The 26594-nt window shown below is 70.9% G+C and carries 16 protein-coding genes and 3 pseudogenes; 11 read left to right on the top strand and 8 right to left on the bottom strand.

Annotation, left to right across the window (positions count from 1 at the left end; genetic code table 11):
* Positions 1 to 516, bottom strand: a pseudogene (locus LGN17_RS29700) (RHS family protein); the annotation flags it as partial.
* 314 nt (positions 517 to 830) lie between these two features.
* Positions 831 to 980, bottom strand: a pseudogene (locus LGN17_RS29695) (Tn3 family transposase); the annotation flags it as partial.
* 213 nt (positions 981 to 1193) lie between these two features.
* On the opposite strand from LGN17_RS29695, the gene LGN17_RS29690 reads away from it, so the two are divergent.
* Entirely contained in the window at positions 1194 to 1391 is a 198-nt protein-coding gene (locus LGN17_RS29690) for a hypothetical protein (RefSeq protein ID WP_226200627.1), read from the top strand.
* 196 nt (positions 1392 to 1587) lie between these two features.
* Here the strand turns inward: LGN17_RS29690 and iaaH are convergent, their stop codons facing one another.
* The 3 genes from iaaH to LGN17_RS29675 form a co-directional block, all read right to left on the bottom strand.
* Positions 1588 to 3072 carry an indoleacetamide hydrolase gene (gene iaaH, locus LGN17_RS29685; protein ID WP_226200626.1) on the bottom strand — a complete coding sequence of 495 codons (1485 nt, stop codon included), beginning with the start codon at positions 3070 to 3072 and terminating at the stop codon, positions 1588 to 1590.
* A gap of 110 nt (positions 3073 to 3182) precedes the next feature.
* On the bottom strand, positions 3183 to 3896 hold the full coding sequence (locus tag LGN17_RS29680; RefSeq protein WP_226200625.1) for a helix-turn-helix transcriptional regulator: 714 nt from the start codon (positions 3894 to 3896) through the stop codon (positions 3183 to 3185).
* A 306-nt stretch (positions 3897 to 4202) separates the two neighbouring features.
* Positions 4203 to 4640, bottom strand: a complete 438-nt coding sequence (locus LGN17_RS29675; protein WP_226200624.1) for a hypothetical protein — start codon at positions 4638 to 4640, stop codon at positions 4203 to 4205.
* A gap of 66 nt (positions 4641 to 4706) precedes the next feature.
* Here LGN17_RS29675 and LGN17_RS29670 point away from each other — a divergent pair.
* Positions 4707 to 4973 (top strand): annotated as a pseudogene (locus tag LGN17_RS29670) (SDR family oxidoreductase); the annotation flags it as partial.
* 98 nt (positions 4974 to 5071) lie between these two features.
* Here LGN17_RS29670 and LGN17_RS29665 read toward each other — a convergent pair.
* On the bottom strand, positions 5072 to 6256 hold the full coding sequence (locus LGN17_RS29665; RefSeq protein ID WP_226200623.1) for a sugar transporter: 1185 nt from the start codon (positions 6254 to 6256) through the stop codon (positions 5072 to 5074).
* 214 nt (positions 6257 to 6470) lie between these two features.
* On the opposite strand from LGN17_RS29665, the gene LGN17_RS29660 reads away from it, so the two are divergent.
* On the top strand, positions 6471 to 7145 hold the full coding sequence (locus LGN17_RS29660; RefSeq protein ID WP_226200622.1) for an HAD family hydrolase: 675 nt from the start codon (positions 6471 to 6473) through the stop codon (positions 7143 to 7145).
* A gap of 106 nt (positions 7146 to 7251) precedes the next feature.
* On the opposite strand, the gene LGN17_RS29655 is transcribed toward LGN17_RS29660, so the two are convergent.
* On the bottom strand, positions 7252 to 7494 hold the full coding sequence (locus tag LGN17_RS29655; RefSeq protein ID WP_226200621.1) for a DUF6566 family protein: 243 nt from the start codon (positions 7492 to 7494) through the stop codon (positions 7252 to 7254).
* A 325-nt stretch (positions 7495 to 7819) separates the two neighbouring features.
* Here LGN17_RS29655 and LGN17_RS29650 point away from each other — a divergent pair, with 325 nt between their 5' ends.
* The 8 genes from LGN17_RS29650 to treY all read left to right on the top strand — a co-directional run bounded on the left by LGN17_RS29650 (position 7820) and on the right by treY (position 26267).
* Positions 7820 to 8104, top strand: a complete 285-nt coding sequence (locus LGN17_RS29650; RefSeq protein WP_226200635.1) for a hypothetical protein — start codon at positions 7820 to 7822, stop codon at positions 8102 to 8104.
* 142 nt (positions 8105 to 8246) lie between these two features.
* Positions 8247 to 11639 (top strand): maltotransferase domain-containing protein, encoded by a 3393-nt coding sequence (locus tag LGN17_RS29645; protein WP_226200620.1) that lies wholly within the window; start codon positions 8247 to 8249, stop codon positions 11637 to 11639.
* Positions 11639 to 15052: a maltose alpha-D-glucosyltransferase gene (treS, locus tag LGN17_RS29640; RefSeq protein WP_226200634.1), complete on the top strand. Its 3414-nt coding sequence runs from the start codon at positions 11639 to 11641 to the stop codon at positions 15050 to 15052. The genes LGN17_RS29645 and treS overlap by 1 nt, the downstream gene beginning before the upstream one ends.
* Positions 15049 to 17256, top strand: coding sequence for a 1,4-alpha-glucan branching protein GlgB (glgB, locus tag LGN17_RS29635; RefSeq protein ID WP_226200619.1), 2208 nt, complete (start codon positions 15049 to 15051; stop codon positions 17254 to 17256). Before treS ends, glgB begins: the two co-directional genes overlap by 4 nt.
* A gap of 32 nt (positions 17257 to 17288) precedes the next feature.
* Entirely contained in the window at positions 17289 to 19415 is a 2127-nt protein-coding gene (gene glgX, locus LGN17_RS29630; RefSeq protein WP_226200618.1) for a glycogen debranching protein GlgX, read from the top strand.
* Positions 19412 to 21283 (top strand): malto-oligosyltrehalose trehalohydrolase, encoded by a 1872-nt coding sequence (gene treZ, locus LGN17_RS29625; RefSeq protein ID WP_226200617.1) that lies wholly within the window; start codon positions 19412 to 19414, stop codon positions 21281 to 21283. The genes glgX and treZ overlap by 4 nt, the downstream gene beginning before the upstream one ends.
* Positions 21280 to 23496, top strand: a complete 2217-nt coding sequence (malQ, locus tag LGN17_RS29620) for a 4-alpha-glucanotransferase (protein WP_226200616.1) — start codon at positions 21280 to 21282, stop codon at positions 23494 to 23496. Before treZ ends, malQ begins: the two co-directional genes overlap by 4 nt.
* Positions 23493 to 26267, top strand: coding sequence for a malto-oligosyltrehalose synthase (gene treY / locus LGN17_RS29615; RefSeq protein WP_226200615.1), 2775 nt, complete (start codon positions 23493 to 23495; stop codon positions 26265 to 26267). Before malQ ends, treY begins: the two co-directional genes overlap by 4 nt.
* Here the strand turns inward: treY and LGN17_RS29610 are convergent.
* Positions 26254 to 26481: a hypothetical protein gene (locus LGN17_RS29610; protein WP_226200614.1), complete on the bottom strand. Its 228-nt coding sequence runs from the start codon at positions 26479 to 26481 to the stop codon at positions 26254 to 26256. The two genes, treY and LGN17_RS29610, sit on opposite strands and share 14 nt — an antisense overlap.
* Positions 26482 to 26594: the final 113 nt, after the last annotated feature.

Raw genomic sequence — 26594 nt, 5'->3', positions numbered from 1 at the left:
GCTTTCCTTCAGAAACTCTTCGAGCCGCGCGATCGCGCCATCGGCGAAATTGCTCAGCTCGCCCATCAAGGTGGAACTGAAGTTGGCCGCCAGCACGTCCGCGACAGCCGCCGGAATCTCCTTGATTTCGTGCTTGACCGCCTGCCGGATCACCGCGAGCGTCGGGCGCAACGCCATGCGGGCAGGTCCCGTTCCCGGCGCCGGCAGCGAGCCGATCAGGTCGATGCCGAGCTCGGCCCAGGCGAGCGTCGATTCGAGCGGCGATCGCTGGCGGTTCCGCTCCTCGTACATCGTGACGACGTCGCCGCACAAGTCGACCGCGGCCATGATGTTGCCGAGCACGGGAAGCGAACCCGCCACCTGCTGCAGTCGGGCCAGCGTGACCCAGCCCCCTGAGATGTCCCGCAGCCACGCATCGAACCGGGCCGCTCCGGCGTGAAGATCGGCAACACCGATCTGATCAATCGGTACGATGGCGGTGTCGATAAAAGACTGGAGTGACTGCGGACTTGCCATGGCGGTGAACTTTTTTGTATTTCGGATCGGAAAGGGGCTGGTCAGTCGCCCTGGATTGTCTTCAGCGGATGTATCCGCGAAGGGGATGTCACACCCCTCCAGACGCACATCGGTGCATGCCCCCTTGATCGCAGTCTATCGGAGCACTCACAATCCCTTTCTCAAAAATAGTCAGACCGACACGGCTACTTCCGGCCCGCTGTCCGCCGCAACGACATACCTCCACGTTTTAAAGGCTCGGAGCATCCCGGTCAGGCTTCCGGTTGCGGGCGCAACGGTCTGAAGTTTCCCGCCTGAAGCTTCTGATTCTGCCGTCACACGTAGTCGCCGGTCAGATTGATGCGCTCCCGCCCCAGGGGCGACAGACACGGCAGCAGTGCGGTGTCGGCGGGTACGCCCCGGGCGTGCTTGGCGTGGACAGTCCGCTCGAGGTATACGGTGTTCCACAGGATGGTCGCGGCGGTGTTTTCCGGATGTGTTTCTCGTTGTATGTGTCGCCAATCATTGCCGAAAGCGCTGGATAGCTCTTCACGCTGCAGGGCACATAGAGCTTCACGTCGTATGCCTGCAACACGCTCAAGTATCAGGCGGTTTCCGGATATCAAGGGCTGAATTCGGCGATCGGCTCGGCCTGGAACAAGCTCACGAGCTATCCGAATGGTTCTCGGTTCCCGCTTTTGGCCGCGACCGTTTTCATTGCCGACGAAATGGCGATCAATCCGACAACGGAAGCACTAACCGCGGCCTGGTACTACGACAGCGTGGTCCCGGCAGCCGAAATCGACTGGGACATGCAATACGTATCGGATCCGAAGGCCAACCAGATCCCACATTCGCAAATGCAGTCCAACTACACGCGGGTGTTGTACCCGTGAGGCCATATGGCGTACGCAGACGACGCCAGCCGTCAACAGATGCACGACACGCTGGTCGGCTTCTGTGCGAAGGCCACCACCAGATCCATTCCGTTGATGCCCCGTCAGCCGCACCCGCGCGCGGCCACGAACGCGACAGCCGAGTCGATCGCATCCGGTCGCGATCGACTCGCCGAGCGTCCTGGCCGATCACGCGTCACGACGCGCCGTCACCGCCCGGGTAGCCGGCCAGCCGCCCCTCCACCCCGTACCCGTCGTCCGGCGCCGGCAACCGCCCGAGCACCCGCTCGACCTCCAGCGCGACCGCGATGAGTTCGCGATCGGTGCCGGCCGCCCCATCCAGTGCGAGACCGACCGGCAGCCCGGCCGCCGTCAGGCCGGCCGGCACGGTCATGCCCGGTACGCCGGCATTGCTTCCCGGCTCGGTATTCCGGATGTAAGTCGAGAACACCGAAGCGGTTTCGCCGTTGAGGATCATCGCGTCGCCCGACGGAATCGGGCAGGCCGCGGCGATCGTGGTCGGAAAGACCAGCGCATCGGCCCCGCTGTCGGCGAGGCACTGCCGATACGCGGCACGCGATCGCGTCCGGCGGTCGAGCGCGGTGCGATAAGCCGCTTCGCCAATACCGTCCGGGCCAGTGATATGACGGGCGATCTTCGCGACGTCCGGGCTCCCCACGTTCGCGACGATATCGTCGACCGACAGGTCGTAGCCGTTCTCGACCAGGTACGCGTGCATCGACGAACGGAATTCATACATCGCGATGACGGCCGGTTCGTCGTCGAAGAACCCCGGATAGTCGTTCAGGTCGAGGTCGACGCACTCGAATCCCGCCTGCGCCAGCTTCGCCACCGCGGCATTCGCCACCGCGTCGACATCCGGCGCGAGGCCGCGCCAGAACGTCGTGCGCGGGACCGCCAGGCGCACCGGGCGCGTCGCGCTGCGCGTCGGCATCGACGTCGGCGCGCCGGTGCCGGTGCCGGTGCCCGACAGAATCGCGTCGAGCAGCGCGATGTCCTCGACCGACCGCGCGATCGGCCCGACGGTGTCGCGCGTGCGCGAAATCGGCGCCACGCCGGCCGACGGGTAGCGCCCCACGGTCGGGCGAAGGCCGACGGCGCCGCACAGCGCCGCCGGAATCCGGACCGAGCCGCCGGTGTCCGTCCCGAGTGCGGCAGGCACCACGCCCGCGCCGACCAGTGCGCCCGAGCCGCTGCTGCTGCCGCCCGGGATCCGGTTGAAGTCGTACGGGTTGCGTACCGCGCCCGTCACGCGGTTGTTGCCCGATACGCCGAAGGCCAGCTCGTGCAGGTTCGCCTTGCCCGCGATCAGCGCCCCGTGCGCCAGCAGCCGCGCGACGACCGGCGCGTGCTGCGGCGCCACGCGGTTGTGCAGCGCCAGCGTGCCGTTGCCGGTCGGCAGGCAGGCGGTGTCGATGTTGTCCTTGATCGCGATCGGCAGGCCCAGCAGCGCGTGCGGGGCGGCCGACGTCGCGAGGTCGCGGTCGCAGCGGGCCGCTTCGGCGAGCAGCCGCGCGTCGTCGACGCAGGTAAAGCCGTTCAGGTAGCGCCAGCGTGCGTGCCGCTCGATCAACGCGTACGCGTACTCGACACAGGAAAACTCCCGGCGCAGGATCGCGTTCCGGGCTTCGGTGAGCGTCAGGGTTCCCACGGTGGGCATCGTCGTCGTTCCTCGTCACGGGGGATCGACACACGGTAGGGCGAACCGATTTTGACGCCCATCATCACAATGGATGACCCCGGCCGACGGCCGCGCGGCCACGCTGCCGCTTACGCCAGCGCGGCCGCTAGGCTCGCGCGGTTGGCGACGCCCTTCTTCGCCATCACGCGCCGCAGATGCGTGCGAACCGTCGACAGCCCGATGCCGAGCGTGCGCGCGACGTCCTTGTCGGGATAGCCGGCGGCGACGAGCCGCGCGACGTCGCTCTCGCGCTCGGTCAGCCCCGCGCACGCATGGCGCCGGCGCAGCAGCGCGCGCCGGAAAAACGGCTCGATGCCGTTCAGCAGCAGCTTGTCGCGCTCGGTGAAATCGGGCCGCCCCTGCGCCCGCCAGATCCGCAGGTCACCCACGTGGGTCGCGCCGTCGAACGCGTAGACGTTGATGCCGTGGTGCATGCCGTCGCGGCACAGGAAATCGTTGTAGAACTCGGTCTGCTCCAGCTCGCGCCGGCTCACCACTTCGTCGACGCAGGTCGCCACGCGGCGCGCGCACAGTTGCGACGTGACCGGATCGATATGCTGGAACCACGCTTCGTACCGGGCGATCTGCAACGGATCGACGTTGTACGAGAACCCGTTGCGCCACAGGCCGGTTTGTTCGTCGCAGTCGAACGACGCGGCGAAATCGGCGCGCAGCAGCTGCGTGATCGCGGGCAGCACGACCGTCCTCACGTCGACGATCGGCCCCAGCGCTTCCAGGCGGGCGACGATGTCGCCAAACAGCCGGAGTTCCTCCGGCGTGATATCGGACGCGGAAAGGTTCATGACGGACGGTTCCTCGGTAAGCCGGTGGAGAACACCTGCATCGAGCGCTTCGACGGGCGCTGTCGCGACGAAGGCCCGAGCGGGCACGGGTTCGTCACGATGCGCCATGTTACTCGGCAGATCGATGCAACGCGTATCTCGCATCGAATCCGACAGCGAGCGGGCTCATGCTTGGCACGGCCTGCCGACACCCGGGCAGTTCGCTCCGGCGCACGAGGCACGGCAGCCGGTTTCCCGGGAAGAACCACGGCCGGCCAACTGCGGCACGGCGGGCCGCGGCGTCATGGCGCAGACGTGAAGGCCCGCTCAGCGGCCGGCAGCCGTCATCGACGCCTGCCATTGCGCGGCCACGCCGGCGTAATCCCTGACCTTGAAAGCCGAGCCGTCCTGGACGTGAACCCAGCCGAGCGTGCGCTCGGCGAGCGGCTTGTCGAGGTCGTCCGGCGCGATCTTGACGATTGCCTGCGCACGTATGTGAACGAGACCGTCCGGATAGTCGGACGACGGGTTCGCCAGCGTCACCGTCACGAACGGCCCGAGATCCTGCAGTAGCCGAGCGGGCGGCGGATTGTCGGCCATCAACAACGCACCGCCCTTCACGCGGTCGTCCACGCGAATGGCCGTGCCGCCCGGCCGGCGCTGCGCCGCGGTCGGTTGCGACATCCACAGCACGTGATCCGGGTTGAGATAGACCACATCGGGGTCGCCCATCGCGTCGCGGGTTTCAATCCGGGGTATCGGCATACACGGTCTCCAGTCGAATATCGGGCACCGAATGTGGGTGCGTCGGCAACATGATGATGCCGCATTATGTCGGCTTGCCGCGTGTCTTGCGGCGATTCGAAGACCGCTTCGGTCGAACGGTTCAAGCGACGCGTGCGCGTGAACGCACAGTGCCCGGGGTGGATCGAAACGCCGTTCCCGCCTCGCGGCATCCGGCCGTCGGAAGACGCGCAACCGGCCTTTGCCGCATCGACACCGGCAGGACGCCGAGGCGCCGCCGAGGAGAGGCCAACGATCGTCGCGTTCCTCGCGTCGGACGATCCCAGCTATGTGTCAGGGCATGCGCTCGTCGCCGACGGCGGCTACCCGGTTGCAGGACCGGCGACGCGCGAGGCCGGGCCGTGGCCGCCTGCGCCACATGCCACATGCCGCACGCCGCAACCCGGCATCGGCTACGCCACCGCCTGCCTCGCATGCAGCCGCAACGCGAGCCACGCGATCCCGACCGCAACCGCGCCGACCACGCCGCCGAACGTGCCGACCCACGCCAGCCCGAAGTCGCTGGCGATATGGTTGCCGATCAGCGCGCCGGCGCCGATGCCGACGTTGTACAGCCCGGAGAAGATCGACACCGCGAGGTCGGTTCCCTCCGGCGCCAGCTTCAGCACCCATGCCTGCATGGCCAGCCCGAAGCAGACGATCGCCCCGCCCCAGACCAGCGTATGCACGGACAGCGTGACGATATTGAGCGCGCACGGGAACAGGATCAGCAGGCATCCCGCCAGCGCGACGATCGACCCGAGCAGGAAATCGTCCGGCCGGTGCGGATAGATACGGTTGAAGCAGATCGCGGCCGGTATGCCGGCGATGCCGAACAGGATCAGCACATACGTGATCCGGCTGCTGCTCGCATGGTTGACTCGCTGGACGAAGGGCTCGATGTACGTATACGACGTGAAATGCGCGGACACGACGAGCACGGTGATCGCGTACAGCGCCACCAGCGCGGGCTTGCGCAGGAACACGCCGACGCTGCCGAGCGACCCTGCGCCCTGGCTCGGCGATACCGGCAACGTCGCGCGCAGCAGCAGCAACGCGACGCCCGCCGCGCCGGCGATGATCAGGAACGTGACCCGCCAGCCGAACGTCTCGCCGACCACCCGCCCGAGCGGAATGCCGGCCACCATCGCGATTGCCGTGCCCATCGCCAGCAGGCTGAGCGCGCGGCTTTTCCGGTCGCTCGGCGCGAGCCGCACGGCCAGCGGCACGGAAATCGACCAGAACACCGCATGCGCGCACGCGATGCCCAGCCGGCCGACCATCAGCACCGCGAAATTCCATGCGACGCCGGTCACCACATGACTGCCGATGAACACCAGCAGCGCCCAGGACAGCAGCTTGCGACGCTCGACGTGACGCGTGACCAGCGTCAGCGGCAGCGACACGACGGCCACGGCCCACGCGTAGATCGTCAGCATCAGCCCGACGTCGGTCGGCTGCATGTGCAGGCTGTCGCCGATCGCGCTGAGCAGCGCGACGGGCACGAACTCGGTGGTATTGAAGATGAAGGCGGTGAGTGCCAGGGCCAATACGCCCCACCACGCATGCTTGGAACTGACGGCGTCCGGTGTGGCCATACCTGGAATCGACGAGACGAGGGTTGGGGGCGCGCGGCGCGGAGAACCCGGCCCGGCGATCGCGGCGATTGTACCAGCGGCGCATGACACGGCGCGGCGCGAGGTGGTGCGGGGCGGCCGCGGGACATGGTCATGACATGGCCGTGCGCCGATAATGTGCCGACACGCTTCTCGCGACCCGTTCGCCCGAACCCTTTTGAGCCAGGAGATTCCCATGCGCATTGAAACGTCTTTTCTGTTCGATCTCGACGGTACGCTCGTCGACAGCGTCTATCAGCACGTGCTCGCGTGGAAGGAAGCGCTCGATGCCGAGGGCATCGAACTGTCGGTGTGGCGCATCCACCGCAAGATCGGCATGAGCGGCGGCCTGTTCCTGAACCAGTTGCTGCGCGAGACGTCGGGCGATCTCGACGCCGAGCGCGTCGAGCGGCTCGCGCGGCTGCATGCGGCCGCCTATCAGCGGCTGCGCGCGCAGGTGCGGCCGCTGCCGGGTGCCCGCGAACTGCTGGCCGCGCTGTCGTCGGCGGGCATTCGCTGGGCGATCGCGACCAGCGGGCGGATGGAAACGGCCGCCATCAATCTCGCGGCGCTCGGCGTCGATCCGGCGAAGAGCGTCGTGGTCACGCGCGACCAGGTCAAGTATGCGAAGCCGGACCCCGACCTGTTCCTGACGGCCGCCGCGCAATTGAACGTGCCGATCGAACACACGGTCGTGGTCGGCGACAGCATCTGGGACATGCTGGCCGCTGCCCGCTGCCGCTCGCTCGGCGTCGGGCTGCTGTCGGGCGGATACGGCAGCGACGAACTCGAACGAGCGGGCGCGCTGCGCGTGTACGACGATCCGGCCGATCTGCTGCGGCATCTCGACGAGATTGCGGCGCGGCCCTGAAACGCCTGCTCCGCCGGCGGCGCCTGCGCCGGATCGCCGTCGGTTTCGTCAGGCCGCGAACGACCGGCCGCGCCCCCGCCATACCGGCGCGCGGCGGCCGCGCGGCTCAATCGTCATCGATGTGCTTGTCGACCAGATAGCGGCCGCGCTCGACGCCCGCGCGCAGCGCTTCGCTCTCGGTCATCCAGTCGGGGCCGTCGGCCGCCGGCACGAGCAGCTCGCGGCGCTCGTCGCCGACATACACCTGCACCTCGCCGCGCCACGTGCCGCTGTCGTTGCGCCGCGCCCACACGCGTATCTCATGCCCGCGATACGGGTCGCGGATCTGGGCATCCTGTCGATTTTGCACGGCGGCCTCCTGTGCCTGTCTGCGCTGACGATGCAAAAAATGCGCGCCGCGTGATCGCCGCGCACCCGTCGGCCCGGTGCGCATGCGCCGTGCCCGGTACCCGCCAGCCGGCACGCCGCTTGCGCGACGATAGCGCGTCGAACCGCCGCCGGCACGCGCCGCGAGCCGGAGAAGCGGTTCACGACCCTGCGACCGGACGACGATCGGCGCACCGGCGCCTTCCCGTCTCGCGGATCGAACGTCCCGACCCTTCGCCAAGGAGCCTCGTGTGAATCAAACGACCGATCTGCTCTCCTATCTCGTCACGAACCAGCTGGCCGCGCGCATGCGTTCCGGCGCATGGCCCACGACCGATCAGGTCGTCGATGCGCAGCGCGCCTGGCTCGCGTGCCATCACGCCGAATGCGGATGGCTTGCGCGGGTCAGGATCGCGGACGCGTCCGCGACGATCGCGCAAGGAATCTACGACATCGCGGTCGCGAACCGCGATCCCGACAGCGGCAAGCACGAGCGGCTCGACGCCGATTCGCCGGAACTGCACGCGCTGCGCGAACGCTGCGATGCGCTGTTGCAACGCATCGACGACGACCGTGACATCGGCCCGCCGTGACCGCGCGCTACCCGATCGTGTAAAAACGACAGTCCGTTGTCGTCGGCATCCCGCGCAGGCCCTGCCGCACGGGAATCCACCCGGCAGGCACGTGCGTTGCGGCGAACCGGTGTCACCGACCGCCGCCCCTGTGCCCCGTGCCATGAACGCCACGCCGATCTTCGCTCCGCATATCCAGTTCTGCGACGCCCGCCTCGTCGGGCCGCTCGACGCATGGCCGCAGACGTTCGCGCATGCCGCGGGCATGGGCTTCGATCACGTGCTGGTCGGCGCCTTCTGGGCCGCGAGCGTCGCCGGCTTTCCGCGCCACGTGGCCGATTTTCGGCGTCCGGCCCAATCGTTCGCGACACGCGCGGGCGCGCTCGAAACCTTCTCGCGGCTCGCGCAGCTCGCACAGGGCCACGGGCTGCGCCTGCTGCTCGAAGTCGTGCCGGACCGCATCGCGCGCGAGAATCCGCTGCGCACCGAGCACCCGGACTGGTACGTCGAGCGCACGCACGACGATGCGCTGATCGATCCGCGCGGCGCCGCGCACGCGCAGGATGTCGCTCACGCGAACCTCGGCGACGACGCGGCGCGCGACGCGCTGTCCGCGTGGTGGTGCACGCACCTCGCCGCATTCGCCGATGCGGGCGCGGCCGGGTTCCTCATCGACGCGCCGCATCATTTGCCGGCCGGCTGGTGGCCCGGCTGGCGCGCGGCGCTGCGTCGCGCGCGGCCTGACGTCGCGGTGCTCGCCGGCGTGCCCGGCCATGCGCGCGACGCGCTCGCGCGGCTCGAAGGCGCCGGGTTCGACGCGGTGTTTTCATCGGTGCGCTGGTGGGACCTGCGCGCCCCGTGGTTCGTCGACGAACATCGGCTGCTGCGGCGCATCGGCTCGCCGATCGCGTTTCCGGACGCGTTCGACGGCGCGCGCCTCGCCGACGACTGGCCCGACGCGCCGGATGACACCGTCGCTCGCGCGTATCGCCGTGCACTGTGGACGGCCGCGGCCGTCGGCACCGGCTGGCTCGTGCCGATGGGCTTCGAGCGTGGCATCACGGTGCCGCTGATGGCGCGCGACGCCGATGCGGCGCGCTTCCACGCCGCGTGCGACGGCGCGCGCTTCGACCTGTCGGGCGCGATTGCCGATGCGAACGCGTGGCGCCGCGCCACGCCCGTCGCGGCCGCGCGCGGCGAGATCATCCAGTTGAGCGCGCCCGGCGCACCGGCGACCGCGCTGCTGCGCGGCGCCGGCCCGTCGCTCGAACACGACGAAGCGGCGCTGCTGATCGCGTTGAATCCCGATCTCGACGCGGCGGTGACGGTCGATCCCGCGACGATCCTGCCCGGCGTGCCGGGCGGATTCACGCGCGTCGTCACACACGGCGGCGCGCAAACCCGCCCGCCGGCCGCACTCCAGCCGTTCACGCTCGCACCCGGCGCCTGCGCGCTGCTGCATGCGTGGCAGGCGCCGCCTGTCACGACACGCCAGGACGCCGCACTCGAGCGCGCGGCGCTGTCCGCCGCGCTCGCGGCCGACCGGATCGCGATCGAGCGCGTCGAACCGTCGGTCGACGGCGGCCGCTTCGCGGTCAAGCGCGTGATCGGCGAAACGCTCGTCGTCCACGCATCGATCTTCACCGACGGGCACGCGCATCTCGCGGCCGCGCTGCAGTGGCGCGCCGCCGGCGACGACGACTGGCGCGAAATCCCGTTCGAAGCCGAACCGAACGACGGCTGGCACGCGCGCGTCTCGCTCGACCGGCTCGGCCGCCATGAATTTCGCGTGCTCGCGTGGCGCGACGACTGGGCGTCGCTCGTCGACGATGTCGCGAAGAAACACGCGGCCGGCCAGGACGTGACGCTCGAACTGCGCGAAGCGCAGCTGCTGCTCGCCACCGCGCTCAAGCTCGCCGACCCGCTCGATGCGCGCGCGCTCACGCGGATGGAACGGCTCGCCGCCGAATTCAGGGACGCGCCGGCCGACGCGCGGCTCGCGCAGCTCGGCGCGGCGCCGCTCGCCGACGCGTTCGCGGCGCTGCGCTACCGTCCGTTCGTCACGCACGACACGACGACCTTCCCGGTCGACGTCGAGCGCCGCGCGGCGCGCTTCTCCAGCTGGTACGAGATGTTTCCCCGCTCGGCGAGCGACGATCCGCATCGGCACGGCACGTTCGACGACGTGATCGCGCATCTGCCGCGCATCCGCGACATGGGCTTCGACGTGCTGTATTTCCCGCCGATCCACCCGATCGGCACGACCGCGCGCAAGGGACGCAACAACAGCCTGAAGGCCGGCCCCGACGACGTCGGCAGCCCTTACGCGATCGGCTCGCCGGACGGCGGCCACACGGCCGTGCATCCGCAGCTCGGCACGCTCGACGCGTTCCGCGCGCTGGTCGATGCCGCGCGCGGCCACGGGCTCGAGATCGCGCTCGATTTCGCGATCCAGTGCTCGCCCGACCATCCGTGGCTCGCCGCGCATCCGGGCTGGTTCGCGTGGCGGCCGGACGGCTCGTTGCGCTTCGCGGAGAATCCGCCGAAGCGCTACCAGGACATCGTGAACCCCGATTTCTACGCGCCGGACGCGCTGCCCGACCTGTGGCTCGCGCTGCGCGACGCGGTGCAGTTCTGGGTCGACGCGGGCGTGCGGATCTTCCGCGTCGACAATCCGCACACGAAGCCGCTGCCGTTCTGGGCGTGGATGATCGGCGACGTGCGCGGCCGGCACCCGGACGTCGTGTTCCTGTCCGAAGCGTTCACGCGGCCGGCGATGATGTATCGGCTCGCGAAAATCGGCTTCTCGCAGTCGTACACGTACTTCACGTGGCGCGAGTCGAAGCGCGAATTCATCGACTACCTGACCGAGCTGACGACCGGCCCCGCGCGCGAATTCTTCCGGCCGAACTTCTTCGTCAACACGCCCGACATCAACCCGCGCCACCTGCAGAACGCGCCGCGCACGCAGTTCGTGATCCGCGCGGCGCTCGCGGCGACGCTGGCCGGATCGTGGGGCCTGTACTCGGGCTTCGAGCTCGGCGAATCGGCGCCGCTGCCGGACAGCGAGGAATACGCGAACGCGGAGAAATACGAGCTGCGCGCACGCGACTGGAGCAAGGCCGCGCATATCGGCGCCGAGGTCGCGCGGCTGAACCGCGCGCGGCGCGCCCACCCTGCGCTGCAGACACATCTCGGCCTCACGTTCGCCGACGCGGACAACGACTCGGTGCTCGTGTTCGTGAAGGCGACGCCCGCATTCGACAGCGTGGTCGTCGTCGCGATCAGCATCGACCCGTGGCATCCGCAGGTCGCGAACTTCACGCTCGATGCGTCGCTGTGGCGCGGCTTCGGGCTCGTCGACGGCGAACCGCTCGACGCGCTCGAGCAGGACGCCGCGCATGCGGAAAGCTGGCGCGGGCATCGCCAGTACGTGTCGCTCGATCCGCACGTGCGGCCGTATGCGATCTGGCGGCTCACGCCGTCTCCAGGCGCCGCGCGGGCGGCGGCGCGCGAACCGGGCGAGGCCCGGCCACCTTCGGGAGGGCACGGATGATGAAACGCGAAGATTCCCTCGACGACGTACGCCGCGCGCAATTCCCGTCGCTCGCGCCGGCCGGCACGCCGCGCCGGCGCCGTGCGCGCCGCCGCGCGCCGGCGCTCTGCGCGGACGATCCGCTGTGGTACAAGGACGCGATCATCTACCAGGTGCACGTGAAGTCGTTCTACGACTCGAACAACGACGGCATCGGCGATTTCCCCGGCCTGATCGCGAAGCTCGACTACATTGCCGAACTCGGCGTCGACACGGTCTGGCTGCTGCCGTTCTACCCGTCGCCGCGCCGCGATGACGGCTACGACATCGCCGACTACCGCGACGTGCATCCGGACTACGGCACGCTCGCCGACGTGCGGCGCTTCATCCGCGAAGCGCATGCGCGCGGCATTCGCGTGATCACCGAGCTCGTGATCAACCACACGTCGGACCAGCATCCATGGTTCCAGCGCGCGCGCCGCGCGAAACCGGGCTCGAATCACCGCGACTACTACATGTGGTCCGACACCGACACGAAATACGCGGGCACGCGGATCATCTTCCTCGATACGGAAACGTCGAACTGGACGTACGACCCGGTCGCCGGCCAGTACTACTGGCACCGCTTCTATTCGCACCAGCCCGACCTGAATTTCGACAACCCGTCCGTCGTGCGCGAGGTGATGCAGGTGATGCGCTTCTGGCTCGACCTCGGCATCGACGGTCTGCGGCTCGACGCGGTGCCTTATCTCGTCGCGCGCGAGGGCACCAACAACGAAAACCTGCCCGAGACGCACGCGATCCTGAAACGGATCCGCGCGACGATCGACGCCGAGTATCCGAACCGGATGCTGCTCGCCGAAGCGAACCAGTGGCCGGAAGACGTGCAGGAATATTTCGGCGACGAGGACGAATGCCACATGGCGTTCCATTTCCCGCTGATGCCGCGCATCTACATGTCGATCGCGAGCGAGGACCGCTTCCCGATCGTCGACATCATGCGGCAGACGCCGGAACTCGCACCGAGCAACCAGTGGGCCGTGTTCCTGCGCAATCACGACGAGCTGACGCTCGAGATGGTCACCGACTCCGAGCGCGACCTGCTGTGGCAGACCTATGCGAGCGACCGGCGCGCGCGGCTGAACCTCGGCATCCGGCGCCGGCTCGCCCCGTTGATGGAACGCGACCGGCGCCGCATCGAGCTGATCAACTCGCTGCTGCTGTCGATGCCGGGCACGCCGGTGATCTATTACGGCGACGAGCTCGGGATGGGCGACAACATCCACCTCGGCGACCGCGACGGCGTGCGCACGCCGATGCAGTGGTCGTCCGACCGCAACGGCGGCTTCTCGCGCGCCGACCCCGAACTGCTCGTGCTGCCGCCGGTGATGGGGCCGCTGTACGGCTATGACGCGGTCAACGTCGAGGCGCAGACGCGCGACCCGCATTCGCTGCTGAACTGGACGCGCCGCATCCTGTCGACCCGCCGCGCGTCGCAGGCGTTCGGGCGCGGCACGATCCGCTTCCTGCGCCCGGAGAACCGCAAGGTGCTCGCGTACCTGCGCGAGCTGGACGGGCACGATCCGGTGCTGTGCGTCGCGAACCTGTCGCGCGCGTCGCAGGCCGTCGAGCTCGACCTGTCTGAATTCGCGGGGCGCGTGCCGATCGAGATGACGTCGGATTCGCCGTTTCCGCCGATCGGCCAGCTCCCGTATCTCCTCACCTTCCCGCCGTATGGCTTCCTGTGGTTCGTACTCGCCGAGCACGGCCGCGAGCCGTCGTGGCGGCACCCCCAGGCGGAGCCGTTGCCCGAATACGTGACGCTCGTGATGCGGCGCGGCGATGCGCGGCCGGACGTCGAACAGCTGCCCGTGCTCGCGCACGATGCGCTGCCGTCGTGGCTCGCGCGGCGGCGCTGGTTCGCCTCGAAGGATCGCGCGGTCGGCACGGCCCGGCTGAAGGTCGTCACGCCGGTGCCGGGCGAACCGTTCCAGTATGCGGAGGCCTGGGTCGAATCCGGCGAGCCGGGTGACGTCGAACGCTACGTCGTGCCGCTCGCGACCGCGTGGGGGGGTGAAACCTCGCAGCCGCTGTTCGCGCAGCTCGCGCTGGCGCGCGTGCGGCGCGGCCATACGGTCGGCTACCTGACCGACGCGTTCGCGCTGCCGGCGTTCGCGCGCGGCATGCTGCGCAAGCTGCGCGACGCTGCGGTGGTGCCGACCTCCGACGGCGGCCGGCTCGCGTTCCTGCCGGAAGACGCGCTCGCCGCACTCGATCCCGGCGACGACGCCGAAGTGCGCTGGCTCGCGGCCGAGCAGAGCAACAGCTCGCTCGTGATCGGCGACGCGATCGTGCTGAAGCTGGTACGCAAGGTCGCGCACGGCGTGCATCCGGAAGCGGAAATGAGCCGGCACCTGACGCGGATCGGCTACCCGAACACCGCGACGCTCGCGGGCGAAGTCGTGCACGTCGATCCGGACGGCGCGCCGCACACGGTCGCGATCCTGCAGCGCTATGTCGACAACCAGGGCGACGCGTGGACGCGTTCGTTCGACTTCCTGCGGCGCGCGGTGGACGAGCTCGCGCTGCCGGCCGCGGACGACGACGAGACCGCCGAAGCGGACGAGGAACCCGATGCGCTGCTCGGCTATGCGGCCTTCGCGGGGATCATCGGCACGCGGCTCGGCCAGCTGCACGTCGCGCTCGCGCAGCCCTCGGACGATCCCGCGTTCGCGCCGGAGCATGCGACGCCGGAACACGTCGAAGGCTGGCGCGCGGACGCGATCGCGTCGTTCGAGCACGCGCTCGACGTGCTGCACACGCGGCTCGATGCGCTCGATCCCGCGATGCGCGCGGCGGCCGACACGCTGCTCGCATCGCGCGACGCGGCCGTGCGCGCGCTCGGCGAACTCGTGCCGCGCACGCTCGATGCGCAATGCATGCGGATCCACGGCGATTTCCATCTGGGCCAGGTGCTCGACGTGCAAGGCGACGCGCTGCTGATCGACTTCGAAGGCGAGCCGGCGCGCTCGCTCGAGCGCCGCCGCGCGAAATCGCATCCGCTGCGCGACGTGGCCGGCCTGCTGCGTTCGCTATCGTACGTGAGCGCGATCGCGCAGTTCGCGATCGAGAAGGCGCCGCCGCAGGCGGCCGGCCGCAAGCGCGCGCTGTTCGACCGCTTCGGGCAGGCCGCCACCGACCGCTTCGTCGAATGCTATCGCGCGGCCGCCGAACGGGCGCCCGCGCGTTTCGTCGACCCGCGCTACGCCGATCGCCTGCTCGCGCTGTTCCTGATCGACAAGGCGTCGTACGAGCTGTGCTACGAAGCCGCGAACCGGCCCGACTGGCTGAGCGTGCCGGTCGGCGGGCTCGCCGCGCTGGTCGAACGGCTGCTCGACGACGGCGCCGCATCCGACGACGGAGGCGCGTCATGACCGAGACGCTGTTCGAACGATCCGATATCGATGCGCTGCTCGCCGGCCGCCATCCCGATCCGTTCGCGTGCCTCGGCCCGCACGGGCAAACCGGCCGGGTCGTCGTGCGCGCGCTGCTGCCCGGCGCGAAAAGCGTGCTTGCGCTGTCGCCGGAAGGCGCCGAACTCGGCACGCTCGCGTGCGTCGATCGCGCCGGCTGCTTCGCGGGGACGATCCCGCGCAACGGCGGCGCGCCCCACTACCGGCTCGCGATCGAGTGGCCTGGCGCACGGCAGGTGATCGACGATGCATATGCGTTCGGCACGCTGCTCGACGACGCGGTGCTCGCGCGCTTCTCGGCCGGCGACCCGGCCGCCGTGCTCGACTGCCTCGGCGCGACGCCCGCGCGCATCGGCGACACCGACGGCGTGCGCTTCGCGGTCTGGGCGCCGAACGCGCAGCGCGTGTCGGTGGTCGGCGATTTCAACGGATGGGACGGCCGCCGCCATCCGATGCGGCTGCGGCGGCCGTCGGGCGTGTGGGAGCTGTTCGTGCCGGGCATCGGCGCGGGCGAGCGCTACAAGTACGAGCTGCGCGCGGCCGACGGGCGCGTGCTGCCGCACAAGGCCGATCCCTGTGCGCGCGCGACCGAAGCGCCGCCGCGCACGGCGTCGGTCGTCGCCGACGTCGCGGCGCTCGATGCGTTCGCCTGGCACGACGACGGCTGGATGCGCGCGCGGCCGCACGCCGACCGCTACCGCGTGCCGTGGTCGATCTACGAGGTGCATCCGGAGTCGTGGCAGCGCGTGCCCGAGGAGATGAACCGCAGCGCGACGTGGGACGAGCTCGCCGAGCGGCTGATTCCGTACGTGCAGGGGATGGGCTTCACACACGTCGAGTTCATGCCGATCGCCGAATACCCGTTCGGCGGCTCGTGGGGCTACCAGCCGCTTGCGCAGTTCGCGCCGTCCGCGCGTTTCGGGCCGGTCGACGGCTTCGCGCGCTTCGTCGACCGCGCGCATGCGGCCGGCATCGGCGTGCTGGTCGACTGGGTGCCCGCGCATTTCCCCGACGATCCGCACGGCCTCGCGCAATTCGACGGCACGGCGCTGTACGAACATGCCGACCCGCGCGAAGGGCTGCATCCCGACTGGCACACCTGCGTGTTCAACGTCGGACGCACGGAAGTCGGCGCGTTCCTCGCCGCGTCGGCGCTCGCCTGGGCGCGCCGGTATCACGTCGACGGCATCCGCGTCGACGCGGTCGCGTCGATGCTGTACCGCGACTATTCGCGCGCCGAGGGCGAATGGGTGCCGAACGTGCACGGCGGCCGCGAGAACCTCGAATCGGTCGCATTCCTGCGCATGCTGAACGACACGCTGCACGGTGCGGCCGCACCGGCCGGCGTCGTCACCGTCGCGGAGGAATCGACCGCGTGGCCCGGCGTCACGGCGCCGACCGTCAATGGCGGGCTCGGCTTCGACTTCAAGTGGAACATGGGCTGGATGCACGACACGCTCGCGTATCTGCGCGAGGACCCGATCCACCGCCGCTATCACCACGACCGGATGACGTTCGGGCTGATCTACGCGTTCTCCGAGCGCTTCGTGCTGCCGCTGTCGCACGACGAGGTCGTGCACGGCAAGGGCTCGCTCGTCGCGAAGATGCCCGGCGACGCGTGGCAGCGGCTCGCGACGCTGCGCGCGTACTTCGGCTTCATGTGGGCGCATCCCGGCAAGAAGCTGCTGTTCATGGGCAGCGAGTTCGCGCAATGGGCCGAATTCGCGCACGACGCGACGCCGCACTGGGATCTGCTCGACGCGCCCGCGCATCGCGGCGTGCAGCGGCTCGTGCGCGACCTGAACCGCGCGTATGCGGCCGAACCCGCGCTGCATGCGCTCGACTGCTACGCAGCCGGCTTCGCGTGGCTGATCGGCGACGACCGCGACAACAGCGTGTTCGCGTTCGTGCGCCGCGACGACGCGGGACACGTCGTGGTCGCCGTCTGCAATTTCACGCCGGTGCCGCGCGCAAGCTACCGCATCGGCCTGCCCGCGCCCGGACAGTGGCGCGAACTGATGAACACCGATGCCGCGCCGTACGGCGGCACCAACGCCGGCAACGACGGCGCCGTGTGGGCCGAAGCCGTGCCCGCGCACGGCGAAGCGTGGTCGGCGACCCTGCGCCTGCCGCCGCTCGCGACGCTGTGGCTGCGCCCTGCCTGATTGCCCGCGCCCCCGACACGGAGATCCGCCTCATGCCGACCGCCCTGCCCGCCCGTCTCGAATCCGGCCGCAGCTACCCGCTCGGCGCGACCTGGGACGGCCTCGGGACCAACTTCGCGGTGTTTTCCGCGCACGCGCAGCGCATCCAGCTGTGCGTGTTCGATCCGACCGGTCGCAAGGAGCTCGCGCGCCTCGACCTGCCCGAATGCACCGACGAGGTGTGGCACGGCTACCTGCCCAACGCGCATCCGGGCACCGTGTACGGGTTCCGCGCGGACGGCCCGTACCAGCCGCAGCACGGCCATCGCTTCAACCCGACCAAGCTGCTGCTCGACCCGTACGCGCGCAAGCTGGTCGGCCAGTTCCGCTGGTCGGACGCGCTGTTCGGCTATCGGGTCCATTCGAACCGCGCGGACCTGTCGGTGGACCGCCGCGACTCGGCGCCCGCGATGCCGAAGTGCGTGGTGGTCGACGAGGCGTTCGACTGGCGCGACGACCGGCGCCCGCGCGTGTCGTGGCGCAACACGGTGATCTACGAAACCCACGTGCGCGGCGCGTCGATGCGCCGCGCCGGGTTGCGCCCGCCCGAACGCGGCACGTTCGCGGCGCTCGCGCATCCGGCGTTCATCGATCACCTGCTGTCGATCGGCGTGACGACGGTGGAGCTGCTGCCCGTCCACGCATTCCTGCAGCAACGCGCGCTCGTGAACCGCGGGCTGCGCAACTACTGGGGCTACGACACGGCCGCGTTCTTCGCGCCGGAGCCCGCGTATCTCGCGACGCGGCGGCTCGACGAGATGCGCATCGCGATCCGCCAGCTGCATGCGGCCGGCATCGAGGTCGTGCTCGACGTCGTCTACAACCATACCTGCGAGGGCAACGAGCTCGGCCCGACGCTGTCGTGGCGCGGCCTCGACAACGCGAGCTACTACCGGCTGATGCCGGACGACCGCCGCTTCCATGTCGACGAGACCGGCTGCGGCAACACGCTGAACCTGTCGCATCCGCGCGTCGTGCAGATGGTGATGGATTCGCTGCGCTACTGGGCCACCGCGTTCAACATCGACGGCTTCCGCTTCGACCTCGGCGTGACGCTCGGCCGCGAGGAACACGGCTTCGATCCCGGCGCGGGGTTTTTCGATGCGTTGCGGCAGGACCCGGTGCTCGCGCAGCGCAAGCTGATCACGGAGCCGTGGGATCTCGGCCCCGGCGGCTACCAGCTCGGCCGCCACCCGCCCGGCTTCGCCGAATGGAACGACCGCTTTCGCGACACCGTGCGGCGCTTCTGGCGCGGCGACGCGGGCCAGCGGCCGGAGCTCGCCGCGCGGCTCGCGGGCTCGGCCGACCTGTTCAACCGCCAGCGGCGCCACACGTGGGCCTCGGTCAATTTCATCACCGCGCACGACGGCTTCACGCTCGCCGATCTCGTGTCGTATTCGGCGAAACACAACGATGCGAACGGCGAGGACAACCGCGACGGCCGCGACGACAACTGCAGCGCGAACTGGGGGGCCGAAGGGCCGACCGACGACGCGGCGATCCGCGACTTGCGCGCGCGCGTCGCGCGCTCGATGCTCGCGACGCTGTTCACCGCGCTCGGCACGCCGATGCTGGTGGCCGGCGACGAATTCGGCCGCACGCAGCACGGCAACAACAACGCGTACTGCCAGGACAACGAGCTGTCGTGGCTCGACTGGGATCTGGCGCGCAGCGACGAAGCCGTGACGCTGATGCGCTTCGTGTCGCGGCTCGCCGCGCTGCGGCGCATGTACCCGGTGATGTCCGCGCCGCGCTATCCGTCGGGCGACCACGACGCCGCGCCGGGCATGGCGGAGATCGACTGGTTCGACGAGCGCGGCGTCGCGATGACCGTGCCCGCGTGGCAGGACCGCGAGCGCCGCGCGTTGACGATGCGGCGCGTCGGCACGGGCCGCACCGGGCGCACCGAGGCGCTGCTCGTGATGCTGAACGCGTCGTCCGAGACGGTCGTGTTCGCGCCACCCGCACCGGCGCTCGACTATCGCGTGCTGGTCGACACGGCCACGCCGGACGCCGGCCCGCGCACGTGGCCGGCCGACGGGCTCGACGTCGCCGCGCACGCGGCCGCGATCGCGGTGGCCGCCGTGCCGCCCGACCTGTCCTCGGGAGACTCGCCATGAGATCACGCTCCGCCCGTCCATCCGGCCCGCACGCGTTCGACATGTCGTTCGGCGCGACCTGCGTCGATGGCGGCCGCACGCGCTTCCGGCTGTGGGCGCCCGCGAGCCGCACGGCCGCCGTCGAGATCGAGGGTGAACACACGCCCGCGATCGCGATGACCGCGGTCGGCGACGGCTGGTTCGAGGTCGTCGCGCCCTGCGGCCCCGGCACGCTGTATCGCTACCGGGTCGACGGCGATCTCGCGGTGCCCGATCCCGCGTCGCGCTTCCAGCCGGGCGGCGTGGCAGGCCCGAGCCAGGTCGTCGATCCGGCTGCGTACCGCTGGCGCCACGACGCGTGGCGCGGCCGCCCGTGGCACGAGACGGTGCTGTACGAGCTGCATGTCGGCGCATGCGGCGGCTACGCGAGCGTCGAGCGGCGCCTGCCGGAGATCGCCGCGCTCGGCGTGACCGCGGTCGAGCTGATGCCCGTCAACGCGTTCCCCGGCATGCGCAACTGGGGCTACGACGGCGTGCTGCCGTTCGCGCCCGATGCGTCGTACGGGCGGCCCGACGAACTGAAGGCGCTGGTCGATGCCGCGCACGGGCTCGAGTTGCAGGTGTTCCTCGACGTCGTCTACAACCACTTCGGCCCGGAAGGCAACCTGCTGCCGCGCTATGCGCCCGCGTTCTTCCGCACCGACCGGCAGACCGCCTGGGGGCCGGCCATCGACTTTTCGTGCGCGCAAACGAGCGCGTTCTTCATCGAGAACGCGCTGTACTGGCTCGACGAATTCCGTTTCGACGGATTGCGCATCGACGCCGCGCACGCGATCGACGACGACACATGGCTGCGCGAACTCGCGCGCCGCGTGCGCGCGTACGCGGGCGACACGCGTCATGTGCACCTCGTGCTCGAGAACGAACGCAACGCGGCCAGCCTGCTCGGGCCCGGCGGTTTCGACGCGCAATGGAACGACGACTTCCACAACAGCGCGCACGTGCTGCTGACCGGCGAGCGCGACGGCTACTACCGCGCGTACGCCGACGCGCCGCTGCGCCATCTCGCGCGCACGCTCGGCGAAGGCTTCGCGTACCAGGGCGAACCGTCGCCGCTGCACGACGGCGCCGCGCGCGGCGAACCGAGCGCCCACCTGCCTCCGACCGCGTTCGTCGCCTTCCTGCAGAACCACGACCAGGTCGGCAATCGCGCGTTCGGCGAACGGCTGCGCACGCTCGCGAACGAAGACGCGGTGCGCGCGGCGACCGCGCTGCTGCTGCTCGCGCCGTCGATCCCGCTGCTGTTCATGGGCGAGGAGGACGGCAGCACGCAGCCGTTCCAGTTCTTCACCGACTATCGCGGCGCGCTCGCCGACGCGGTGCGCGAAGGCCGGCGCCGCGAATTCGCGGCTTTTCCGGCCTTCGCCGACGCCGCGCATCGCAGCGCGATTCCCGATCCGAACGACATCGCGACGTTCGTGCGTTCGACGCTGCACGGCAGTCGCGACGAAACCACGCCCGACGCCGACGCATGGCGGCGCTTCTACCGCAGCGCGCTGGCCGTGCGCGCGGCGCTCGTGACGCCGAACCTGCCCGGCGCACGCGCGCTCGGCGTCGAGTTGCTCGCGGGCGACGGCGACCCGCAGGCGCTCGTCGCGCGCTGGCGCCTCGGCGACGGCAGCACGCTGACGATCGCGTTGAACCTCGGCTCGCACGACGCGGTGCTGCCCGCGCTGCCGGTCGGCAAGATCGTGTTCGAGACGCCGCCGCGCGCACGCGACCGGCTGCGCGACCTGCGGCTGCCGCCGCGCGCGGGCATCGCGTGGCGCGACGGCAACGTCAACCACGATGCGCGGCAGCACCGCGCGAACGGACAGGGCCGATCATGACGACCGACGTGTCGATCGCCGAACTCGCGCGCGCGGCCGGCCTGGAATCCGACTGGACCGATGCGGGCGGCATCGCGCGGCGGGTGGACGACGGCGCGCTCGCCGCGCTCGTCGACGCGCTCGGCTGGCCGTGCGGCACGGCGAGCCAGCGGGTGGCGAGCGCCGCCGCGCTCGCCAACGCGAACGCGGCACCGCCGCGCGTCGTCACCGGCGACGCGGGCCGGCCGCTGACCCTGCCGGCCACGATCGCGCCGCCGGGCGCGCGCTTCCGGATCACGCTCGAAACGGGCGGGCATGTCGACGGGCGCGTCGGCGGCGCGTGCGAACACGGCACGCTGCCGCCGCTGGCGATACCCGGCTATCACGCGCTCGACGTCGGCGACCAGCGCATCGGGCTCACGATCGCGCCACCGCGCCCGCAACCGTTCGACCCGCGCGCGGCGGACGCGGGCGGCCACTGGGGCATCGCGGCACAGCTCTACAGCCTGCGCCGCGCCGGCGACGACGGCGCGGGCGACTACACCGCGCTGGCGCGGCTGGCCGCGCATGCCGCACGGCACGGCGCGCAGGCGGTGGCGATCAGCCCGACACACGCCGGCTTTCCGGCGCTGCCCGCGCACGACAGCCCGTATTCGCCGTCGTCACGGCGCTGGCACAACGTCGCGTATCTCGATTGCGACGCGGTGCCGGGCGCCGCGGCCGCGCATCGCGCGCCCGGTGCGGCGGCCGACGCGCCGCTGATCGACTGGCCGCGGGTGCTGCCGCTGAAGCTGCGCCACCTGCGTGCGTGCTTCGACGCGTGGCGAGCCAGCGACGACCCGTCACGCGGCGCGTTCCAGCGGTTTCGCGCGGCGGGCGGCGCGGCACTCGAGGCGCATGCGCGTTTCGACGCGCTGCAGGCGTTCTGCATCGAACGCGGCGTCGGCGCGGACTGGCGGCATTGGCCCGCGCCATGGCGCGAGCCGGGATCGGCTGAAGTCGACGCGTTCGCGCACACCCACGCCGACACGGTCGCGTTCCACACGTTCCTGCAATGGTGCGCGTCGCGCGCGCTCCGCGACGCGCAGCACGCGGCACGCGGCGCGGGCATGGCCGTCGGGCTGATCGCCGATCTCGCGGTGGGCTCCGACCGCGCGGGCAGCGACGCGTGGGCGCATGGCGCGACGCTGCTGCGCGGCGTGTCGCTCGGTGCACCGCCCGATTTGTTCAACGCGGCCGGCCAGGCGTGGGGCGTGACGACCTGGACGCCCGCCGCATTGCGCGCGGACGGCTTCGCGCCGTTCGTCGAGCTGTTGCGCGCGGCGTTCGCGCATGCGGGCGGCATCCGCATCGATCACGTGCTCGGCTTCGCGCGGATGTGGATCGTGCCGAACGGCGGCTCGCCGCGCGACGGCGCGTACCTGCGCTATCCGGTCGACGATCTCGTGCGGCTCGTCGCGCTCGAGGCGGCGCGTCATCGCGCGCTCGCGATCGGCGAGGATCTCGGCACGGTGCCGGCAGGCTTGCGCGAGCGGCTCGGCGCACAGGGCATCGCCGGGATGCGCGTGCTGTGGTTCGAGCGCGATGCCGGCGGCGCGTTCCGGCCGCCGGCGGAATGGGATCGCGACGCGATCGCGATGTCGTCGACGCACGATCTGCCGACCGTGGCCGGCTGGTGGCGCGGCGTCGATCTGGCATGGCGCCGGATCGCGGCCGAGGCCGCGGAGCAGTCCGGCGATGTGGAGGCGCGCAACGCGGCGCCGCCCGCGCCGGACGAGGCAAGCACGCACGATCCGCACCACATCGCGCCCCGCCCGGCCACCGCGCCCGACCCTGCGCCGCGTCCGGAACCCCGCCCTGCCGCGCCACCGCCCGCCGTCGATCCCGACGTCCTCGCCGCGCATGCGGCGCGCGCCACCGAACGCGCGGCGCTGTGGCGCGCGCTGCAGCAGGCAGGCTGTGCGCCGGCCCGCGCCGCCGCCCCGCGCGCCGACGCGCCACCCGTCGCCGCGATACTCGCGTACGTCGCGCGCAGCCCGTCGCCGCTCGCGATCGTGCCGCTCGAGGATCTGCTCGCGCTGGACATGCAGCCAAACCTGCCGGGGCCGCCCTGCGGGCACCCGAACTGGCGGCAGCGCCTGCCACGCGCGATCGACACGCTGTTCGACGCCGACGTGCGCGAGCGCATCGCGGCCGTCGTGCGTGCGCGCCGTACGCGGGAGCCCGGCCGATGACACCACGCGCGACGCTGCGCCTGCAGTTGCATGCGGGCTTCACGTTCGACGACGCGGCCGCGCACGCCGGCTACTTCGCGCGGCTCGGCGTGAGCCACCTGTACCTGTCGCCGGTCGCGACGGCCGAACCCGGTTCGCGACACGGCTACGACACCGTGGATTACGGCACGCTCAACGCCGAACTCGGCGGCGAAGCCGGTTTCGTCCGGCTCGTCGCCGCGCTGCGCGCGCACGGGCTGGGCGTGATCGTCGACATCGTGCCGAACCACATGGGCGTCGGCGGCTCGTCGAACGGCTGGTGGAACGACGTGCTCGAATGGGGGCCCGCGAGCCCGTACGCACGCCACTTCGACATCGACTGGCATCCACCCGACGCAGCGCTCGACGGCAAGGTCCTGTTGCCCTGCCTCGGCACGCCGTACGGCGAGGCACTCGCGGCCGGCGACATCACGCTCGACGTCGATCCGGCCGCCGGACGCTTCTTCGTGTCGTGCCCCGGGCGACGGCTGCCGGTGGCCGCCACCACCTATGCGGACATCCTGCGCATCGCGAATCGCGCGGACCTGAACGCGCTCGCCGAACGCTTCGACGCCGCGCCGCACCGCGACAGCGCACGACTGGCCGCCGCGCACGCGGCGCTGCGCGATCACGCGGCCGCGCACGGCCCGCATGCGCTCGACGCGGTGCTGCGCGGCGCCGATCCGCGCCGTGCGCGCTCGCGCGCGTGCCTGCACCGACTGCTCGAACGCCAGCACTACCGGCTCGCCTGGTGGCGCACGGCCGCCGACGAGCTGAACTGGCGGCGCTTCTTCGACATCGCGACGCTCGCGGCCGTCCGTGTCGACGACGACGCGGTGTTCGATGCCGTCCATGCGCTTCCGCTCCGGCTTCATGCGGCCGGCTGCATCGACGGCCTGCGCGTCGATCACGTCGACGGCCTCGCCGATCCGCGCGCGTATTGCCGGCGGCTGCATGAGCGACTTGCCGCGCAACGCGGCGCGCGGCCGTACGTCGTCGTCGAGAAGATCCTCGCGCCCTGCGAGACGCTGCGCGCCGACTGGGCCGTCGACGGCACGACCGGCTACGACTTCATGAACGACGTCGGCGCGCTGCTGCACGATCCGGCCGGCGCCGCGCCGCTGGCCGCGCACTGGGCGCACGTGTCGGGTTCGTCGCGCACCTTCGCGCAGGAAGCGCTCGACGGCAAGCGGCGCGTGCTGATGCGGCAGCTCGCCGTCGAGCATGTGCGCGCCGCGCGGGCGTTGCATGGCATTGCACGCGCGGCGCCCGCGACGCGCGACGTCAGCCTGATCGCGATTCGGCGCGTACTGGGCGAACTCGCGGTGCAACTGCCGGTGTACCGGATGTATCCGGCGCGCGACGAAGCGCCCGCCGACGCCGATCGCCGCGTGCTCGGGCATGCGTACGAACGCGCATGCACGGCCGTCGATCCGGCCGACCGGTTCGCGCTCGATCACGTCGCCACCTGGCTCGGGTTGCCGGTCGCACGCGTGCCGCGCGCGGACCCCGCCGCGCTGCACGCGGCACGCGTCGCATTCGCGCAGCTCACCGCGCCGCTCGCCGCGAAGGGTGTCGAGGATACGGCCCACTATCGTTACGGCCGGCTGCTGTCGCGCAACGAGGTCGGCGCCGACGCCGGTGACTTCAGCCTGTCGCGCGGCGCGTTCCATGCGCGCAACCGGCACCGCGCGCGCACCGTGCCGCACGGGCTTGTCGCCACCGCCACGCACGACCACAAGCGCGGCGAGGATGCACGTGCGCGGCTGGCCGTGCTCAGCGAATTGCCCGACGCGTGGCGCGCGGCGTCGCTCGACTGGTCCGCGCTCAACCGGCCGCATCGCGGCGGCGCGCATCGCGATCTCGCATGGACGCCGGGGCCGGCCGCCGAGGCGATGCTGTATCAGACGCTCGTCGGCTGCTGGCCGCCCGGACTCGCGCCCGACGATGCGGCGGGGCTCGCGGCGCTGGCCGAACGCGTCGCGCAGTGGCAGACGAAGGCGCTGCGCGAGGCCAAGCGGCACACCGACTGGCTCGCGCCCGATATGCGCTACGAGCGCGATTGCGCGGCATTCGTCCACGCGATCCTGACGCCGAGCGGCGCCGGCGATTTCGCGCACCGGCTGCATGCGTTCGTCGCGCGGATCGCGCCGGCCGGCGTCGTCAACAGCCTGACTCAGGCCGTGCTGCGGATGGCGTCGCCCGGCGTGCCCGACCTGTATCAAGGGACCGAATCATGGGATCACTCGCTCGTCGATCCGGACAACCGGCGCGACGTGCCGTTCGCGGCGCTCGCGGCCGAACGGGTCGACGGGCCGGTCGCGTCGTACCTGCCGGCATGGCCCGACGCGCGCGTGAAGCGGGCGCTGGTCGAGCGCATGCTCGCGCTGCGCGCGCGGTGGCCGGCGGCATTCGCGGACGGCGCGTATGTGCCGCTGCGCGTGCGCGGCCCGCTCGGGCGTCATGCGGTGGCGTTCGCGCGGTGCAACGATGAGGCCGCCGTGGTGGTGGTCGCGACGCGGCTCGCGTGCCCGCTGCTTGGCGAAACGCCGGAATTGCCGCGTGTGGCGCCCGCGCAATGGGGCGATACGGCGGTCGTGCTGCCACGCGATATCGACGGGCCATGGACGGATTGCCTGAATACGCGGGACGCGATCGACCTGTCGGGATGCACGCTGCCACTCGGCCGCTGCCTGGCTGCGTTGCCCGTCGCGGTGCTCGTCGCCGCGCGCCCGCCCGTCACGCATCGGTGACGTCGGGCTCGCTCGCGTCGTTGCGCTGCACGCACCGCACGACCGACAGCCCCTCGGCGGTCAGCGCCGGCCGACGCTCGCCCGACGCGTCGTCGTACTGCATCACGACCAGGCGCCGTGCGACCAGCGCGACGACCTCCTCGCGGTCGGTCTGGATTTGCTCCGGTGCACGATGCACCAGTAACAGCGTGGCGAATTCATGGGCGGACAGCATGCTCGTTCCCCGTTGGCGGCTGCGCGCGGTGCGCGCGGGCACGAAAACACTCATGCAGGGACCGTGCCGGTTTGCACAGCACGCCCGCCGCTCGAGCCACCTGCGCGCGCCGC

The sequence above is a fragment of the Burkholderia sp. AU30280 genome (genome assembly GCF_020420125.1).
Taxonomy (GTDB): domain Bacteria; phylum Pseudomonadota; class Gammaproteobacteria; order Burkholderiales; family Burkholderiaceae; genus Burkholderia.
The sequence above is the reverse complement of the archived record's forward strand: the minus strand, read 5'-3'. Positions and strand labels throughout refer to the sequence as shown.

What these genes read in the sequence shown, in the direction of transcription:
- LGN17_RS29645 (WP_226200620.1), top strand. Translation starts at nt 8,247, where the DNA reads ATGAACGCCACGCCGATCTTCGCTCCGCATATCCAGTTCTGCGACGCC.
- LGN17_RS29675 (WP_226200624.1), bottom strand. Translation starts at nt 4,640, where the DNA reads ATGCCGATACCCCGGATTGAAACCCGCGACGCGATGGGCGACCCCGAT.
- malQ (WP_226200616.1), top strand. Translation starts at nt 21,280, where the DNA reads ATGACGACCGACGTGTCGATCGCCGAACTCGCGCGCGCGGCCGGCCTG.
- glgB (WP_226200619.1), top strand. Translation starts at nt 15,049, where the DNA reads ATGACCGAGACGCTGTTCGAACGATCCGATATCGATGCGCTGCTCGCC.
- LGN17_RS29680 (WP_226200625.1), bottom strand. Translation starts at nt 3,896, where the DNA reads ATGAACCTTTCCGCGTCCGATATCACGCCGGAGGAACTCCGGCTGTTT.
- LGN17_RS29665 (WP_226200623.1), bottom strand. Translation starts at nt 6,256, where the DNA reads ATGGCCACACCGGACGCCGTCAGTTCCAAGCATGCGTGGTGGGGCGTA.
- LGN17_RS29610 (WP_226200614.1), bottom strand. Translation starts at nt 26,481, where the DNA reads ATGCTGTCCGCCCATGAATTCGCCACGCTGTTACTGGTGCATCGTGCA.
- iaaH (WP_226200626.1), bottom strand. Translation starts at nt 3,072, where the DNA reads ATGCCCACCGTGGGAACCCTGACGCTCACCGAAGCCCGGAACGCGATC.
- LGN17_RS29660 (WP_226200622.1), top strand. Translation starts at nt 6,471, where the DNA reads ATGCGCATTGAAACGTCTTTTCTGTTCGATCTCGACGGTACGCTCGTC.
- treY (WP_226200615.1), top strand. Translation starts at nt 23,493, where the DNA reads ATGACACCACGCGCGACGCTGCGCCTGCAGTTGCATGCGGGCTTCACG.
- glgX (WP_226200618.1), top strand. Translation starts at nt 17,289, where the DNA reads ATGCCGACCGCCCTGCCCGCCCGTCTCGAATCCGGCCGCAGCTACCCG.
- treZ (WP_226200617.1), top strand. Translation starts at nt 19,412, where the DNA reads ATGAGATCACGCTCCGCCCGTCCATCCGGCCCGCACGCGTTCGACATG.
- LGN17_RS29650 (WP_226200635.1), top strand. Translation starts at nt 7,820, where the DNA reads ATGCGTTCCGGCGCATGGCCCACGACCGATCAGGTCGTCGATGCGCAG.
- treS (WP_226200634.1), top strand. Translation starts at nt 11,639, where the DNA reads ATGAAACGCGAAGATTCCCTCGACGACGTACGCCGCGCGCAATTCCCG.